Source organism: Flavobacterium sufflavum (genome assembly GCF_004016525.1).
Lineage (GTDB): Bacteria > Bacteroidota > Bacteroidia > Flavobacteriales > Flavobacteriaceae > Flavobacterium > Flavobacterium sufflavum.
Genome location: NZ_SACJ01000001.1, coordinates 497108 through 514794, shown reverse-complemented (window position 1 = coordinate 514794; position 17687 = coordinate 497108). Strand labels below are relative to the sequence as shown.

Annotated in this window: 8 protein-coding genes; all 8 read left to right on the top strand. The window is 35.3% G+C overall.

Features of this window, described 5'->3' with window-relative positions; genetic code table 11:
• Position 1 precedes the first annotated feature (1 nt).
• The 8 genes from EOD40_RS01745 to EOD40_RS01710 all read left to right on the top strand — a co-directional run bounded on the left by EOD40_RS01745 (position 2) and on the right by EOD40_RS01710 (position 17687).
• The gene (locus tag EOD40_RS01745) at positions 2-2470 is read left to right on the top strand and encodes a pectate lyase family protein (RefSeq protein ID WP_231129558.1); all 2469 of its coding nucleotides are present in this window, start codon (positions 2-4) and stop codon (positions 2468-2470) included.
• Between the two features lie 95 nt (positions 2471-2565).
• Positions 2566-4581, top strand: coding sequence for an aceric acid hydrolase (locus tag EOD40_RS01740; RefSeq protein WP_128193173.1), 2016 nt, complete (start codon positions 2566-2568; stop codon positions 4579-4581).
• Between the two features lie 320 nt (positions 4582-4901).
• Positions 4902-8102 carry a SusC/RagA family TonB-linked outer membrane protein gene (locus EOD40_RS01735; protein WP_128193172.1) on the top strand — a complete coding sequence of 1067 codons (3201 nt, stop codon included), beginning with the start codon at positions 4902-4904 and terminating at the stop codon, positions 8100-8102.
• 25 nt (positions 8103-8127) lie between these two features.
• Positions 8128-10155 (top strand): RagB/SusD family nutrient uptake outer membrane protein, encoded by a 2028-nt coding sequence (locus EOD40_RS01730; RefSeq protein ID WP_128193171.1) that lies wholly within the window; start codon positions 8128-8130, stop codon positions 10153-10155.
• A 121-nt stretch (positions 10156-10276) separates the two neighbouring features.
• On the top strand, positions 10277-11995 hold the full coding sequence (locus EOD40_RS01725) for a polysaccharide lyase (protein ID WP_128193170.1): 1719 nt from the start codon (positions 10277-10279) through the stop codon (positions 11993-11995).
• Between the two features lie 93 nt (positions 11996-12088).
• Complete coding sequence (locus EOD40_RS01720; RefSeq protein ID WP_231129557.1) at positions 12089-12754, top strand: DUF3826 domain-containing protein; 666 nt, start codon at positions 12089-12091, stop codon at positions 12752-12754.
• A 23-nt stretch (positions 12755-12777) separates the two neighbouring features.
• The gene (locus EOD40_RS01715) at positions 12778-14463 is read left to right on the top strand and encodes a thrombospondin type 3 repeat-containing protein (protein WP_128193169.1); all 1686 of its coding nucleotides are present in this window, start codon (positions 12778-12780) and stop codon (positions 14461-14463) included.
• Between the two features lie 44 nt (positions 14464-14507).
• Positions 14508-17687 carry a DUF6298 domain-containing protein gene (locus EOD40_RS01710; RefSeq protein WP_196781406.1) on the top strand — a complete coding sequence of 1060 codons (3180 nt, stop codon included), beginning with the start codon at positions 14508-14510 and terminating at the stop codon, positions 17685-17687.

Below are 17687 nucleotides of genomic sequence, written 5' to 3'. Positions count from 1 at the left end.
AATGAGTATAGTGAAAAATATTGCTTTTTGCGCAGGAGCAATGATAACGTTTACATTGAGTGGTAGCGCGCAAACTCAGAGTGTAATTCCGGTTAGTAAATCGGTAAAAGTCGATTTTGATTTGGCACAACGCAGAACTTTAGAAGTAAATGATCCTAATTATATTTCGTGGCCTATAAGCGAAGGAACTCAATTTGATAAAACTTTTGGAGATCTAAAAGTGACTTTGAAAGGAGCGATTAATTCGAGCTGGTACAAAACAGGAATGCAGGCGCCATTTTACGCCCGTTTGGTAAGTGATGGAATTGTTGCTGATAAAAATGTTGAAATGGTAATCAGTGGGTTGTCCAAAGGGCGTCATAGTCTGTTGGTTTTTAGTAATACTTTTGATAGTCCTGAATTGGCTAATTACGCCCCTGTTTCGATTTCTGTGAATGGTGTTTTTTCACAAACTATTCAGCCTACTAATAGAGCAACTGCTACCATTCAGGCTGCTACTTCTTATATTAATTTTAATGCTGAAACCGGAAAAGATGTTGTTATCCGTTTCGAAACTGATGCAAAAGCAACCGGGAAAATTCAAAAAGTGGTTCTTAATGGTTTCGAATTGGATTTGCCAAACCTAAAAAAGCAAGCCAATACACCAGTACCAGCTAATAATGACGGACATGTGATATTAGGGAATGATTTTAAATTAGGATGGAATTCGCCTGAAGGAACTGTTTCCCACGATTTTTATTTTGGGGAAAATGAACAAAAAGTGGCTGAAGCCAATCATAATTCGCCTGAATTCAAAGGCAATTTGACAAAGAATGAAGCGACTGTTGATAATACAGTTCTTAATAATTTGAAAAGTTATTACTGGAGAGTGGATGAAATCGATGCCAATAAGGAAGTGACTAAAGGAAAAGTTTGGTTTTTTAAACCAGCCCAAATTGCTTTTCCGGGTGCTGAAGGTTATGGACGTTTTGCTATTGGAGGAAGAGGTGGAAAAGTGATTGCTGTAACCAACTTAAATGATAGCGGACCGGGAAGCTTGCGTGATGCTGTTGAGCAGGAAGTAGGACCAAAAACCATTGTTTTTAATGTTTCAGGAAATATTCAGTTAAAATCACGTTTGGTGGTAAGTCAGCCATTTGTAACTATTGCCGGGCAAACAGCTCCCGGAAAAGGAATCATGATTAGTAGAGCACCTATTGGGTTAACCGGAAATGATGGGATTATTCGATTTTTGAGAGTTAGAATTGGTGGCGGAACTACTTATGACGGAATGGGATTAACAGGTGCCAATCATAGTATTATTGATCACTGTTCGATTAGTTGGACTATTGACGAATCTTTTAGTTCAAGAGGAGCACATAACATCAGTTTGCAACGTACTTTAATTGCCGAGGCTTTAAATGTTGCAGGTCATGATAAATACGGAGCAGGAAAAATGCATGGCTATGCAGCTACTATTGGTGGTGATGTAGGTAGTTTTCATCATAATTTATTAGCGCATAATTATGGTCGTAACTGGAGTATTGGTGGCGGATTAAATGGCGATGGTTTTTATGGAGGAAAAGTTGATATTCGTAACAATGTAGTTTACAACTGGGGACATCGTGCTACTGACGGTGGGGCTAATCAGGTAAATTTTGTCAATAATTATTACAAACCGGGAGCTTCGACTAATTTCTTTTTTGCATTAAATGCACAACATGAAGGTGTTGGAAAAGGAAAACAGCAATATTATTTTGATGGGAATGTAATGCCGGGGTATTTCAATGTAAAAAATCAGGAGAAAGGAAGAACGGTGAGTTATTCAAATGGAGATAAAGCTACTTATGAAACGTATGTAGATAAACCATTTTTCGAATCGTATGTAAATACACAATCGGCGGAAGCTGCTTATAAAAATGTATTGTCAGATGTTGGTGCTAATCAACCGGTATTTGATACCCATGATCAAAGAATTATTCAGGAAACACTTAAAGGGACCTATACTTATAAAGGAAGTAAAAGTGGTTTAGGCGGAATGATTGATCATCAGGACGATGCCGGAAGTTGGGAGAATTATCCTAATGAAAACCGTAATGCTAATTGGGATACCGATAAGGATGGATTGCCAAACTGGTGGGAAGAATCAAAAGGGTTGAACGTAAATTCGGCTTCAGGAGATTTTGCTGATGCAAATGCAGGTACAGGAAGTGGATTTACACAATTAGAAGATTATTTAAATTGGATGGCACAACCTCATTATTTTGTAAATTCAGGTGAAAAAGTAGTGCTTAATGCAGTTGATTTTTTCAAAGGTTATGAGAAAAAACCAGTGTATACTTTTTCGGAAATAAACAATGGAAATGCAGTTTTGAAAGGAAAAGAAATCCAGTTTACAGCAGGTCAAAAAGGATTTGCTTCTTTTGTAATCTCGGTTAAAGATGCCGATGGGGATTCTATGAGCCGTACTATAAACGTATTTATTAAATAAAAATACCGCAAATTCGCAAATTAAAAACTTTGAATAGGTTTTAAATTTGCGAATTTGCGGTTAAAATTTTTAAGTGGATTCAAAAAAAATATAAAATGAAAAAGAACATTATTCTATTGTCAGCCGTACTTTTTTCGACTGTTTCATTCGCTCAAAATAAGGGATTGGTAGATAATTCGGCTAGTCCGTATTCTAAATTGAGAAGTGTTGGTTTGCAGGATGTGAATTGGACCAATGGATTTTGGAAAGAGCAATTGAATGTTGAGAATAAGGAAACTTTGCCCTTTATGTGGGATTTGTATCATAATGATGAAGTTTCTCATGCTTATGCCAATTTTGAAATAGCTGCTGGAAATAGAAAAGGAACTTTCAAAGGGCCTTCTTTTCATGATGGTGATTTTTATAAAATTTTTGAAGGAATGGCGGCAACTTATGCTGTTACCAAAGACAAAAAGTTGGATAAACAAATGGACGAAGCCATTGCATTGTTCGCTAAAGTGCAGCGCAAAGATGGTTATTTACATACTCCTGTTTTAATTGACGAACGTTGGGGAACTCTAGGGCCGGAAGAAGTTAAAAAACAATTGGGTTTCGAAAAGTACAACATGGGGCATTTAATGACTGCTGCCTGTGTGCATTACCGTGCCACCGGGAAAACTAATTTCTTGAATATTGCGAAAGGAGTTGCCGACTTTTTATATGACTTTTATAAAAAAGCTTCTCCAGAGTTGGCTCGAAATGCCATTTGTCCTTCGCATTATATGGGGATTGTCGAAATGTACCGCACGACAAAGAATCCAAAATATCTGGAATTGGCTAATAACCTAATTGATATCAGAGGAACTACGGCAGATGGAACTGATGATAATCAGGATCGAATTCCGTTTAGACAACAAACAACTGCAATGGGACACGCTGTAAGAGCCAACTATTTATATGCCGGTGTCGCCGATTTGTATGCCGAAACAGGAGAGAAAAAATTATTGGACAATTTAGAATCCATTTGGGACGATGTGGCTTATCGCAAAATGTACATTACAGGTGCTTGTGGTGCTTTGTATGATGGTGTTTCTCCTGATGGAACTTCTTATGATCCTACAGTAGTGCAAAAAATACATCAGGCTTATGGCCGTCCATTTCAATTACCTAATGCAACAGCGCATACTGAAACCTGTGCCAATATTGGTAATGTATTATGGAACTGGAGAATGTTGCAACTGACCGCTGATGCCAAATATGCCGATGTTTTAGAATTGGCGTTATATAATAGTGTGTTGTCCGGGATGAATTTAGAAGGAAATAAGTTTTGTTATAATAATCCTTTGACTGTAACTGTCGATTTGCCTTTCGAACAAAGATGGAGCAATGAACGCGAAGGTTATATTGCCTTGTCTAATTGCTGTGCGCCCAATGTTACCAGAACTGTAGCCGAAGTTAGTAATTATGCTTATAGTTTGGCTAAAGAAGGACTGTATGTAAACTTATATGGAAGCAGCAGTTTGAATACAAAAACCGAAGAAGGAGCTGAAATTCAATTGCATCAGCAAACTAATTATCCTTGGGATGGAGAAATTTCGATTAATATCGATAAAGCTCCAAAAGGAGATTATGCACTGTTTTTAAGAATTCCGGGATGGAGTAATGGAGCTACAGTTTTAGTTAATGGTCAAAAGATAGAAAACAATCCTGTTTCTGGAACTTACTTGAAAATTGTCCGTAAATGGAAAAAGGGGGATGTAATCAGTTTGAATATCCCTATGCCGGTGGAATTGATGGAAGCTAATCCATTGGTTGAAGAGACTAAAAATCAAGTTGCGGTAAAACGTGGACCATTAGTTTATTGTCTGGAATCAGATGGTATTTCTAAAGCAACTTCTATTAATGATGTGGTGTTGAATGTTAATTCAGATTTTAAAATTGAACCAATTCAAAAGAATAATAGAAGCCTTATTGCTATAACTGCTGAAGGATTTTTGGATTCCAATTCATGGAATAAGAAGTTATACCAACCTTTAAACAAAGGTAAAGAGCAGATTTTCTTACGTTTAGTACCTTACTTCTCTTGGGGTAATGGAAATAGTAAGGAGATGAGCGTATGGTTTTCACATTAAAAGACTTGTTAAAATCCAGTAAATATTGGAATAATGAAAATTTAACATAAAAAAAACACTAAAACTTAAAATAAACTTAAAAAAAAATAAATAAAAAATAGTGGTGTAATAAAATTTTATTACTTTTGATAAATGTAAACGTTTACATTTTATCTACTTAGCTTGTAAATAAATTAAAAAATTACATTCGATTTTGAAAATGTAAACGTTTACAGAATAATCTTTTTAAGATTAGATTAGCAGTTTTGATTTCTCAGCTTACAATAGAAATAATAAACCAAACTTAAACAATTAATTTTTTAACCAAAAGAAACACACTTATGAAACAAACATTTAAAATGGTGTTTAGTGTATTGCTGTTCGTTATGAGTCTGACAGCTTTTGCACAAAATACAACCATCACTGGAAAGGTGGTTGATAAAGACGGGCTTGGAGTCATAGGCCTTAATGTAGTTGAAAAAGGGACTAAACACGCCGTTTTGACTGATATTGATGGTTCTTATAAAATTCAGGTTCCTAAAGGGGCTGTGTTACAGTTCTCATATATTGGGATGAAAACCCAGGAAAAAACAGTAGGATCAGCTACAGCAATTAACATAACTATGTTAGAGGATAATTCTACTTTGAATGAAGTAGTGGTGGTAGGTTATGGTACACAGAAAAAATCACATCTTACAGGCGCTGTTGAGTCTGTAAAAATGGATGAGATTGTAAATCTGCCATCTGGAGATGTTGGGGCTGCATTGAAAGGAAGGATTTTAGGAGTTTCAATTTCAGGTGGTGAAGCTCGTCCTGGAAATAAATCTAGTTTAACAATTCGTAAACCTTATAGTTTAGCTAAAGATGGAGGAAATTTAAATCCTTTATATGTTATAGATGGTGTTTTGCAAATTGGAGCAGATGGTTTAAATGATTCAACAATGTTTGATAATTTGGATTCATCTGAAATTGAAAGCATTTCATTTTTGAAAGACGCTGCGGCTGCAATTTATGGTGCGCGTTCTGCACAGGGAGTTGTGATTATAACAACTAAAAAAGGTAAGGTTGGAGAACCTAGATTTTCATATAGTGGTTCATATGCAGTTAATGATAAAATTTATCAAACCAAAGTATTAAATGCTTATGAATTTGGACAATATGTAAATATTATGAATGGGAAAAATGGGTATAATCAAACATCAACAGATCCACAGTATTTCTTTTCACAAGACGAGATGGATTATTTTAAAACATTAAAAAACACCTTTTTAGATGATGAATGGTCTTCTTCCTATAATATGCGTCATAATTTGAATGTAAGTGGTGGTAGTGAAAAAGCTACTTATTTCGCTGGAGTTTCTTATTTTGAACAAAATGGTAATTTAACAACTTTAGATTATAATAAATGGAATTTTAGATCGGGGGTAGATTTAAATCTATCAAGTAACTGGAAAGCAAGTATGCAGATTTCAGGTTATTATTCAGATAAAACTAAAACTTTTAATAAAATCGGTGGTGAAAATGATGAGAATGATTACAATGAGTTATTATTCCATGTTCCATATATTCCAAATTATGTGAATGGAGTGCCAATTGAGTTGTTAGGTAATAATGATGGAAATCAACGTTATCATTATGGAGAGATTAAAAAATTAAACAATTTAACTGAAACTACTGAAAGCAGAACTACTATTAATTTAAGTACAGAATATAAATTCTCTTTTATTAAAGGTTTATCTGCTAGAGCATCTTATGCCAGAAATATGGGAAGTTCTAGAGGTTCTCAATTTGGTACTGGATATACATTGTATCAATTTGCAGGTTTAGGTGCTAATGGTCATATTTTTAGTGATGATATTACAACAGCGCCAGTGAGATCTAAGTTTTACGAAAATGGTAATCGTCTGTATTTTGATAATGGTAAAGATTTATCAGAACAATACAACTTTACAGGGATTTATAACAGAGATTTCGGTAAACATAGTATAAGTGGTTTGTTTTCTGTAGAAAAATCTGAGGCAACTGCTAATCATGAAATAGTTTGGAAGTCTGGAGTTTTATCAGGTTCAAATGGTCAGTTTAATACTGCAAATGGTACTATAGATGGTTCAACCAATAAAAGCGAGTCAGGAAATTTAGCATATGTTGGTAGGTTAAATTATGCTTATGGAGATAAATATTTAGCAGAAGTTTTATTTAGATCAGATGCTTCAACTAAATTCTCGCCAGCTAATTATTGGGGTAGATTTTACTCTGTTTCAACTGGTTGGGTAATTTCTAAAGAGGATTTCTTTAAATCATCAGTAATTGATTTTCTTAAAGTAAGATACTCGGTTGGATTGTTAGGTAAAGACGATACAAAAGCTTGGGCATGGAGACAACGTTATACTTTCCAAACTTATAAAGGTGCTGTTTTTGGTGGCAATTCAGCAAGTACAGATGGATTAAAAATGGAAGCAACTCCTAATCCTGATGCGACATGGAGTGATGAAATTAAAACTAATTTTGGTATCGATGCTAAGTTTTTAAATAATAGATTATCTGTAACTACGGAGATGTATTATAACATTGGGACTAATTTGCTTTTAAATAAAACTACTACCCCTTTTACAATTGGAGGTACACCGGCAGCAGAAAATTTTGGTTCTATGGATACCTACGGTTATGAACTTTCAGTAGGTTGGAATGATAAGATAGGTAAAGACTTTAAATATGGAATTGACTTACGTACAGGATACTCTGATAATAAATTGATTAAAGGGAATTTTGATTCGATAATTTATCCATGGACTGCTTCTCAACCTGGAAAATCAACAAATATTGGAATATGGGGATATGATTATTTAGGTATGTTTAAAAATCAAGCTGATATAGACGCTTATATAGCAAAATATAACATTACTTCTGTAGCAAGTGTTGATGGGAATACAACATATACACCAGCACAACTTAGACCAGGAATGTTATATTATAAAGACGTAAGAAGTTATGATCCTGTGACTAAAACATTTGGTGCTCCAGATGGTAAAATCGATCAATATGATCAAATCAAATTGAGTAATAACAGACCTATAAGTCTTGGAGGAACTCTAAGAATGTCTTATAAGGCATTTAGTTTGAATACTGTGTTTTATGCCTCTTGGGGAGGTTGGTCTGAAATTGATAGCGGTGTAAGAAAATCGCTTAAGCCAAAAATTCCACAAATTATAGATAATACCGTTTCTATTTGGAATGATATTTATGATGCAGATGTTAATCCTGATGGTAAAATGCCTAATCCAGCATTTGAAGCAAATAACAGTATTATTTCAACTTTCTGGAGAGTAAATCCATTTAGAGTTGGAATCCGAAATATTCAATTGAGTTGTGGATTGCCTGAAGGTGTTTTAAAAGCTTTGAATTTGAGTAGTTGTAAATTTAATTTAGTTGCCTTAAACCCTTTTACAATTTACAATCCTTATACATATAGAGAAGCTGATAATAGTTACAATAATTACCCTAGTTTACGTACATTTTCATTAGGGTTAAATGTTGGGTTTTAATTAGTGATTAATAAACTTTAAGATTATGAAAATAAAATATATAAAATCGATAGGAGTTTTAGCTCTTATGGCAGTATTCACTTTAGGAAGTTGTAGTGATGACTTTCTTACTGAAAAAAAGGATTATAATGGTCTAAATGATCAGGTTTTTACTGATCCAGCATATGCAAAACAATATGTAGATTACATTTATTTTTCTTTATTACCATCAAATAATGCAGCTGCTTTTACTTGGGATCTTACAACCGGGGGTAATGATACTTGGAGTAAGACTACAGATGAATTAGCAGGTGAAACCAATTGGAATAAAGTTTGGACAAGTATTTCTCCTGTCAATGCGCATTGTTTACCATATTTTGGTTCTAAATTACCAACTAGTATTACAAATAACACCTATACTCGTATTAGGCAAATAAATCTATTTTTAGATAATATTGATAATTATGGGATGGCTGAGGCTGATAAAAATCCATTGAAAGGTCAAATGTATTTTTGGAGAGCTTATCAATATTTTGAAATGGTAAAATTTTATGGAGGTGTACCATTAGTATTAACTGCAGAAAAAACTGTTGGAGATGGACTTGAAGTGCCTAGAAGTTCCACTTCAGCCTGTATAGAGCAAATTGTTGCAGATTTGGATAAAGCTAAAGAATTATTAGCTAATACAACATGGGCTTCTTCAGATTGGGGCAGAATTACAAGTGGAGCAGCTGCTGCTTATAAAGGAAGGGTTCTGTTAACATGGGCTAGTCCTATTTTTAATCCTAATGATGATGTAGCAAGATGGCAACGTGCTTATGATGCTAATTTAGAGGCTAAGACGTTGTTAGAAACAAAAGAAGGAAAAGCTCTTTTTACTACCGGAGGTACAGCCAATGGTAAGGCTTGGGGAGATATGTGGTTTAAGGAAAGTGCTAATCCTGAGGCGATTATTGTATATGGATTTAATACTTCTACAGCTACAGATTTAAAAAATAATGGTTGGGAGAAAGCCTGTCGATCCAAAACGGCTGGTGGTAATGGATCAATTTCACCGACTAAGCAAATGGTAGATGCTTTCCCGATGGCTGATGGGAAAAGTATTGTAGGAAACGCTTCCTACAACCCAGTATTGTTTTATAAAAATAGAGATCCAAGATTTTATAAAACTTTTGTTTATAATGGAGCAGCTTGGCCGTATGCTGAAAATACCAACTTTAAGCAATGGACTTACAGTTGGTATACTACAGCTCCTGCAAATTCAACAGTTGCGCCTAATAAATTTACTGAAACACTAGGAGCTAATTCAAGTGGTATATATTTAAGTAAAGCTACGGCTGCTTCTGCTTCTGCTGCTGCAAGTGGTTTTCAATATAGTGGTACTGATTTTATGGAGATGCGTTTTGCTGAAGTTGTGCTGAATTTAGCAGAATCTGCAATTGGTGTTAACAAATTAGCTGAAGGGAAAACATTGATTGAGTCAATAAGAATCCGTGCTGGTATTACTAATGGTGATGGACATTATGGTTTGGCTAATGTTACAACAAGAGATCAACATTTTGCAGCAGTATTGAATGAAAGAAAAATTGAGTTTGCTTATGAAGGTAAAAGATTTTATGACTTAAGACGTTGGAAACTGTTTGATAATACAGCAGGAACTACTACTAGATTAGGTATTGCACCTTTAAATGGTACAAGAAGAACAGCATATTATATAGTTGCCAAAAAAACAGATGGAACTAAATATGTGCATGCATCAGTAGATCCATTCATTGCAAATGCTGCAGGAGTTGCACCAATTGTTAACAGAGAACCTACTTTTCCTTATACAATTCCAGCAACAGGGAAAAATCCAGGTACTGTAATTGCTAATAATGATGCTTATATGGATTATTTATATACTAATTATTTTGATATTGTTGAAAGAGATAATCTTGATCCAACAACGAATAACTGGAAGTTTACATGGTATCCGGAGTATTATTATTTTGGTATCTATCAAGATTTGCTTAATGTTGCTCCGTATATTCAACAAACTAAAGGATGGGGAGGTACTTTCGATCCATTACAATAAATTTTAAAATTATAGAAATGCCTGATAAATTTCAGGCATTTCTTCTTTTATAGCTCACAAATTTTAATTTAATAAATGGCAATTCTAACCAAATGTTTTTATTAATTAAGAAAATTTTAAAATGAAAAAATTAAATTTTTTATTGGCTTTTTTGGTTTTGGGAAGCGCTAATTGTTTTGCACAATACCCAAAAATATCTCCTGAAGTACAGGCGAGAGAAAATGCGATTAAGGCAGAAGCTGAAAAGCTTTCTAATGAGGCTTGGGAAAAAGCTAAAGTTGTTGTTGAACAGGAAGCAAGACAGGGTAAACCTTTTGTTCCTTGGGCATCCAGACCAACTGATTTACCACAGGCTTCCATTCCTGCTTTTCCAGGTGCTGAAGGAGGAGGAATGTACAGTTTTGGTGGACATGGAGGTAAAGTTTACGTGGTTACCAGCTTGGAAGACAGAGGGCCAGGTACTTTGCGTGAGGCTTTAGAACAAGGTGGAGCCAGAATTGTTGTCTTTAATGTTTCGGGAATTATTAAATTAAAAAGTCCGTTAATTGTTCGTGCTCCCTACGTGACTATTGCAGGACAAACAGCTCCTGGTGATGGAATCTGTGTAGCTGGAGAAACAATTTGGATTAATACGCATGATGTGGTTATCCGTCACATGCGTTTCCGTAGAGGAGAAACTTTTGTGGGTCGTCGTGATGATGCTATTGGAGGAAATCCGGTAGGAAATGTGATTATCGACCACGTTTCGGCTACTTGGGGGTTAGATGAGAATATGTCATTTTACCGTCATATGTATGATGATGAGACTGGTATTGCAGAGAAGAAATTCGGAATTGTAAATGTTACTATTCAAAACAGTTTGTTTGCTGAAGGATTGGATACTTACAACCATGCTTTTGGGAGTACTTTAGGTGGAGAAAACTGTTCTTTTATTAAAAATCTATGGTCTAGTAATACAGGTAGAAATCCATCTATTGGTTGGAATGGAATTTTTAATTTTGCCAATAACGTAATCTTTAACTGGGTAAATCGTTCTATTGACGGTGGAGATTATACAGCTCAATACAATATCATCAATAATTATTTTAAACCGGGTCCGGCAACTAATAAGGATGAGCCTATTAGCTACAGAATCTTAAAACCAGAATCAGGCAGAAGTAAATTGCCATATATGGTTTTTGGTAGAGCTTATGTAAACGGAAACGTGGTGGAAGGAAACGAAAAAGTTTCTAAAGACAACTGGGCTGGTGGTGTGCAAATGGAAAACAAAAAAGGAGAACCGATGAGTTTTGAGGAGGCTTCTACTTATTTTGCTAAAATGCGTTTTGATAAACCATTCCCAATGCCTTGGTTGAAAAAGTTCATGACTGCGAATGAAACCTATGATTATGTTCTTAAAAATGTGGGAGCTAATTTGCCACTAAGAGATCCAGTAGATACCCGTATCTTAAGAGTTGTAAAAACTGGTGTTCCTGAATATGCTAAAGGTTTAGAGGGTAAAACTTTCTATCAGTTTGAGCACCGTCGTTTACCGATGGATTCTTATAAGTTAGGAATTATTACTGATATTTCTCAAGTAGGAGGTTATCCGGAATACAAGGGAAAAGCTTATAAAGATTCTGATAAAGATGGAATACCTGATGCCTGGGAGAAAAAATACGGTTTGAATCCAAATGATGCTTCTGATGCTAATGGAGATTTAAATGGTGATGGTTATACTAACATCGAAAAGTATATTAATGGCATAGATCCTACTAAAAAAGTGGATTGGAAAAACTTGGATAATAATGAAGATACTTTAGCTAAAATCGAACAAGGATTGGCTGAATATAAGAAGTAAATCGATGTTTTTTGGTATAATTCTTGCCTAATCTGTCACAGATTGAGCAAGAATTTTGCTTTATAATACTTTAAGTTTTTAAAAAGAGAAGATATGAAAATGTACAAAAAATTAGTAGTTGCTTTAATGCTTTTTGTGGGTTCAAATGTAGTTTTGGCACAATCAGGAAATGATGCTGAATATGTAAAAGTAACCAATGAAAGAGCGCAAAAAATTGTTGATGTTTTAAAACTACAATCACAAGAAGATCAATTAGCAGTTAGGGATATTATTGCTGAGCAATACAGATCATTGAGCAAAATTCAGGAAGCTCGCGATGCGAAGATAGCTGAAGTCAAAAAAAGTGTTACCGATAAGGAGCAACAACAGAAAGAAGTCGACAAATTAAATAACGATACCGATAAAAAAATTATGTCGCTTCATAAATCCTATTTGAAAAAACTAAGCAAAAAATTAAATAACAGTCAAATTGTTCAGGTAAAAGACGGGATGACCTATGGGGTGTTGCCTATTACAGTATTGGGTTACAATGATATGTTGCCAAATTTGACTAACGAACAAAAAAAATACATCTATGATGCACTTGTGGAAGCAAGAGAACACGCTATGGATGGAGGTTCTTCGAAAGAAAAACACGCTTGGTTTGGAAAATATAAAGGAAGAATCAATAACTATCTTTCTAAACAAGGATATGATTTGAATAAAGAAAGTACTGATTGGCATAAAAGATTAGAAGAAAGAGAAAAAAACAAAAAATAATTCATTTATAAAATCCTCAAAAAATGAAGTACAATTTAAAATCACTGTTCAACTTAGGTGTTATCTTATTCAGTTGTTCTGTTATGCATGCGCAGTATCCTGAAATACCAAAAGAAATTCAGGATAAAACAGATGCTATTCTAAAACAAGAAGAAGAAAGATTAGCTAAAATTTGGACTGATAACGAGCAAGTTATTAAAAATGAGACGTTACAAGGTCGTCCGTATTTGCCTTGGGCATCTTACCCAAAAGATTTTGTTCACGCAAGTATTCCTGCATTCCCCGGAGCCGAAGGTGGTGGAGAGTTCACCCCGGGTGGTAGAGGAGGAAAAGTTTTTGTTGTAAGCAGTTTAGAAGACAGCGGACCGGGAACTTTTAGAGAAGCTTGTGAAGCTGTTGGAGCAAGAATCATTGTTTTTAACGTTTCAGGAATTATCAAATTAAAAAAACGCATCAGTATGCGGGCGCCTTATGTTACCATTGCGGGTCAAACGGCTCCTGGTGATGGTATTTGTATTGCGGGTGAAACCTTAGAAGTAGATACTCATGATGTCATTATAAGACACATGCGTTTTAGAAGAGGAGCTACCGAAGTAACCAGAAGAGACGATGCTTTGGGTGGAAATGTAATTGGAAACGTAATTGTAGATCACTGCTCGGTGAGTTGGGGATTAGACGAAAATATTTCGTTGTATCGTCACCAATTTCAAGCGAATCCTAAATCAAAATTAGAAAAATTACCGGCTTGTAATATTACCATTCAAAACACTATTTCGTCAGAAGGTTTAGATACTTACAATCATGCTTTTGGAAGTACCATTGGTGGTTTAAACAGTACTTTTATGCGTAACCTTTGGGCGGATAATATTTCGAGAAACTGTTCTATCGGAATGTATGGCGATTTTAATTTCGTGAATAATGTGGTTTTCAACTGGTGGAATCGTTCCCTTGATGGAGGCGATTATCGTTCGATGTTTAATATCATCAATAACTATTTCAAACCAGGACCTATTACTCCTAAAGGGGAGCCTATTCAATACAGAATCTTAAAACCAGAATCGGGTGGTATGGAACCTAAAACTTTTGGTAGAGCTTATGTAAATGGAAATTTTATTGACGGTGTTCCTGAAGTAACTAAAGACAACTGGAATGGTGGAGTTCAATTAGAAAATCTTAATTTAGAGCAAGCTAAAGATAAGTTGGCAATGATTAAACAAAATCAAGCCTTTCCAATGCCGAAAATTACCATCATGAGTGCTGAAGCAGCTTATGAGTTTGTTTTGAATAATGTTGGAGCTACTTTCCCAAAAAGAGATGCGGTTGATGAGCGTATTATCAAACAGGTTAGAACTGGGAAAATTGAGGTAAAAGATGGTTTGGAAAATACCATTGGAAAAGAATTTATTAAAAGAAGATTGCCTGCTGATTCTTATAAAAAAGGAATTATTACTAGTCCGGAACAAGTAGGAGGTTATCCGGTGTATAAAGGAAAAGCTTATAAAGATTCAGATAATGATGGGATTCCTGATGCCTGGGAGAAAAAATACGGTTTGAATCCAAATGATGCTTCTGATGCTATTAGCGATTTAAACGGTGATGGTTATAACAATATAGAAAAGTATTTTAACGGAATTGACCCTACTAAGAAAGTAGATTGGACTAATCCGGAGAACAATAAAGATACTCTTTCAGCTAGTTTGCTACAGTAGTTTTTGAATTTTAATATTAAAAATGACCTTTTGGGTCTTTATATATGAAAAACAAATATCCATATTTGAGTAAAATAAAGAGTTGTTTTAGCAACAAAATCAATAAGTGTCTTCGTACGGAGACACTTTTGTTGTTGTTTTTAGTAGGCTCTTTAAATGCTCAAAATAACTTTCCTACCATTGCTAAAGATAAGGCAGGAAAAATAATTAGGACTAAAGATAACTCAGGAAATGAAATCCCGGATTTCTCATTTGCAGGTTATCGCGCCGGAGAATTTGCAATCCCTGAGGTTGCTGTAAAAGCTTTTGTGCCAAATATTTCAGGAGATGCTACTACGACCATTCAGGCAGCAATAGATTACGTTGCTACACTCAAAGCAGATGCTAATGGTTTTAGAGGCGCAGTACTTTTAGATAAAGGAACTTATAAGGTTTCCGGGGTTATTAAGATGAATGCGAGCGGAATTGTTTTAAGAGGAAGCGGAGCTGGAAATAACGGAACAATTATACTGGGAACAGGAACTAAAAGAGAAGCGATTGTTACTATTTCGGGAGTGGACAATCGTGTTTTGAAAGATAAATTTCAATTAGCTGATGCTTATACACCATTAGGAAGTACCACGATTTCATTAAAAAACAGTACTACTATTAAAAAAGGCGATCATATTTTAATTATTACTCCTATTACCCAAAATTGGATTGACAATCTTGAGATGGTAGATTATGGAGGAGAAACGGGATGGATAGGTTGGAAAAAAGATGATTTTGTAATTCGTGCCGATAGAGAAGTGACTCAGGTACAGAATAACAAAATCAATATTGACGCTCCATTGACGAATGCTTTGAACGAAAAATTAGCTCCATCGGAAGTAGTAGTTTATAATTGGTCTGGTCGAATTAATAGTATTGGAGTCGAAAATTTGACTTTAAAATCTGATTTTGATACTACAAATCCAAAAGACGAACAACACAGATGGTATGGTGTTTCAATACAAAATGCTGAAGATACTTGGGTTAAACAAGTTAATTTTGAACAGTTTGCCGGTGGCGCAGTTTCGATATTAAAATCGGCTAAAAAAATCACCGTTGAAGATTGCATGTCTTTGAATCCTATTTCAGAAATCGCCGCTTTTAGAAGAAATACTTTTTATACCGAAGGGCAGCAAACATTATTTCAACGTTGTTATTCAGAATACGGTTATAACGATTTTGCTGTTGGCGGTTATGCTACAGCGGGACCCAATGTCTTTTTACAATGTCAATCTTATTTGCCTTATAGTTTTAGTGGTTCTATCGGAAGCTGGGCTACAGGAATGCTTTTCGACGTAGTTTTAATTGATGGAAATGCGTTAAGCTTTAAAAACTTAGGACAAGATGGTCGCGGAATTGGTTGGAATGCAGCCAATAGTGTCATCTGGGAAACATCGGCATCTAAAATAGATAATTTTAGTCCGCCTACAGCGGATAACTGGGTTTTTGGTGTTTGGGCACAATGGGCTGGAAACGGACATTGGAATGATGTAAATAGTCATATTAATCCAAGAAGTTTGTATTATGCTTTGCTGGAACAACGTCTTGGTAAATTGCCGATGCAGGCTCAAATTTTAGATTTGGGTACAGAGCCTTCTTCGAGTCCAACAATGGAACAAGCAGCAGCTTTAACAGCTGAATCGTATAAAAAACAGACGACCTTGAAACAATGGATTGCTGAGGCTGCGACTCGAAATCCAATTGCCATTAATTCATCCAAGGCAAAAGTTATTAATGAAGTAAGGGCAGAAGCCAAATCGACTGAAACTACTTCAGATAAAATCACAATTAAAAACGGACTTTTAATTAGCAATAAAGGATTGCTTGCGGGCGAAACCATTGATGTGCCTTGGTGGAGAGGAAGTTTACGTGATTCGGATGTTTCTAAGGCAAGACCACACATCAGTCGTTTTGTACCGGGACATTACGGATTGGGGTATACTGATAATTTATCAGAAACAGTTCAGTTTTTAGTTGATAATAACAAAGTGGCTTTGGATCATAATTATGGTTTATGGTACGAACAACGTATGGCCGACCATGAACGCATTCGTAGATTAGATGCCGATGTTTGGGCACCTTTTTACGAACAACCTTTTGACAGAACAGGACAAGGTACGGCTTGGGATCATTTGAGTAAATATGATTTGACAAGATTCAATACCTGGTATTGGGATCGTTTGAAAACTTTTGCCGACTTAGCTGCTCAACAAAATAAAATATTGATGAATGAACAATATTTTCAGCATAATATCTTAGAAGCAGGAGCGCACTGGGCAAGTTCACCTTGGCGTCCGGCCAATAATGTTAATAATACTGGACTTCCTGAACCACCGCCTTATATGGGGGATAAAAGGATTTTTATTGCCGAACAATTCTATGATGTCAAAAACGAAAATATCAAAAAGTTGCACCAGGGCTTTATCGAAAAAAGCTTAGAGAACTTTAAGGATAATGCTAATGTGATTCAGTTTACAAGTGCTGAATATACCGGACCATTGTCTTTCATGCAGTTTTGGTTAGATGTTGTTTCAAATTACAAGAAAACACATCAAAACGAATCTAAAATAGCTTTGAGTGCCACTAAAGATGTTCAGGATGCAGTTTTAAATGATGCGGCCAGAGCTGCTGTGATAGATGTAATCGATATTAGATATTGGTATTATAAAGATGACGGAAGTTTGTATGCTCCTGAAGGTGGAAAAAACTTAGCGCCAAGACAACACGCCCGACAAATGAAAGTGGGTAAAGAAACTGATGAACAAACGTATAGAGCCGTTCGTGAATACCGTGATAAATATTCTGATAAAGCGGTTATTTATAATACTCCCGGAGCTAATCGATTTGGTTGGTCAGTGTTAATGGCAGGAGGTTCTTTGCCGGCAATTCCTGAGATTGCAATTCCCGGTTTTTATGAGTCATTGACAAACATGAAAACAGCTAAGGATGAGAATTACAACAGTGCTGTTTGGACTTTAAAAGAGGATGGAAAAGCGTATCTTTTTTATCTGTTAAAAGCCAATAAAGTGGCAGTTGATCTATCACAGTATAGCGGTACTTTTGAGGTGTATTGGATTAATTCTGAAAAAGGAAATGTTATCTCTAAAGAAACAATTCAAGGAAAATCAGTACATACTTTGACAGTACCTCAAGGAAAAGAAACTAAAATAGTAGCATATATTAAAAAGAAATAA

Coding starts and splice junctions, on each gene's coding strand:
- EOD40_RS01745 (WP_231129558.1), top strand. CDS start 2: ATGAGTATAGTGAAAAATATTGCTTTTTGCGCAGGAGCAATGATAACG.
- EOD40_RS01740 (WP_128193173.1), top strand. CDS start 2,566: ATGAAAAAGAACATTATTCTATTGTCAGCCGTACTTTTTTCGACTGTT.
- EOD40_RS01735 (WP_128193172.1), top strand. CDS start 4,902: ATGAAACAAACATTTAAAATGGTGTTTAGTGTATTGCTGTTCGTTATG.
- EOD40_RS01730 (WP_128193171.1), top strand. CDS start 8,128: ATGAAAATAAAATATATAAAATCGATAGGAGTTTTAGCTCTTATGGCA.
- EOD40_RS01725 (WP_128193170.1), top strand. CDS start 10,277: ATGAAAAAATTAAATTTTTTATTGGCTTTTTTGGTTTTGGGAAGCGCT.
- EOD40_RS01720 (WP_231129557.1), top strand. CDS start 12,089: ATGAAAATGTACAAAAAATTAGTAGTTGCTTTAATGCTTTTTGTGGGT.
- EOD40_RS01715 (WP_128193169.1), top strand. CDS start 12,778: ATGAAGTACAATTTAAAATCACTGTTCAACTTAGGTGTTATCTTATTC.
- EOD40_RS01710 (WP_196781406.1), top strand. CDS start 14,508: ATGAAAAACAAATATCCATATTTGAGTAAAATAAAGAGTTGTTTTAGC.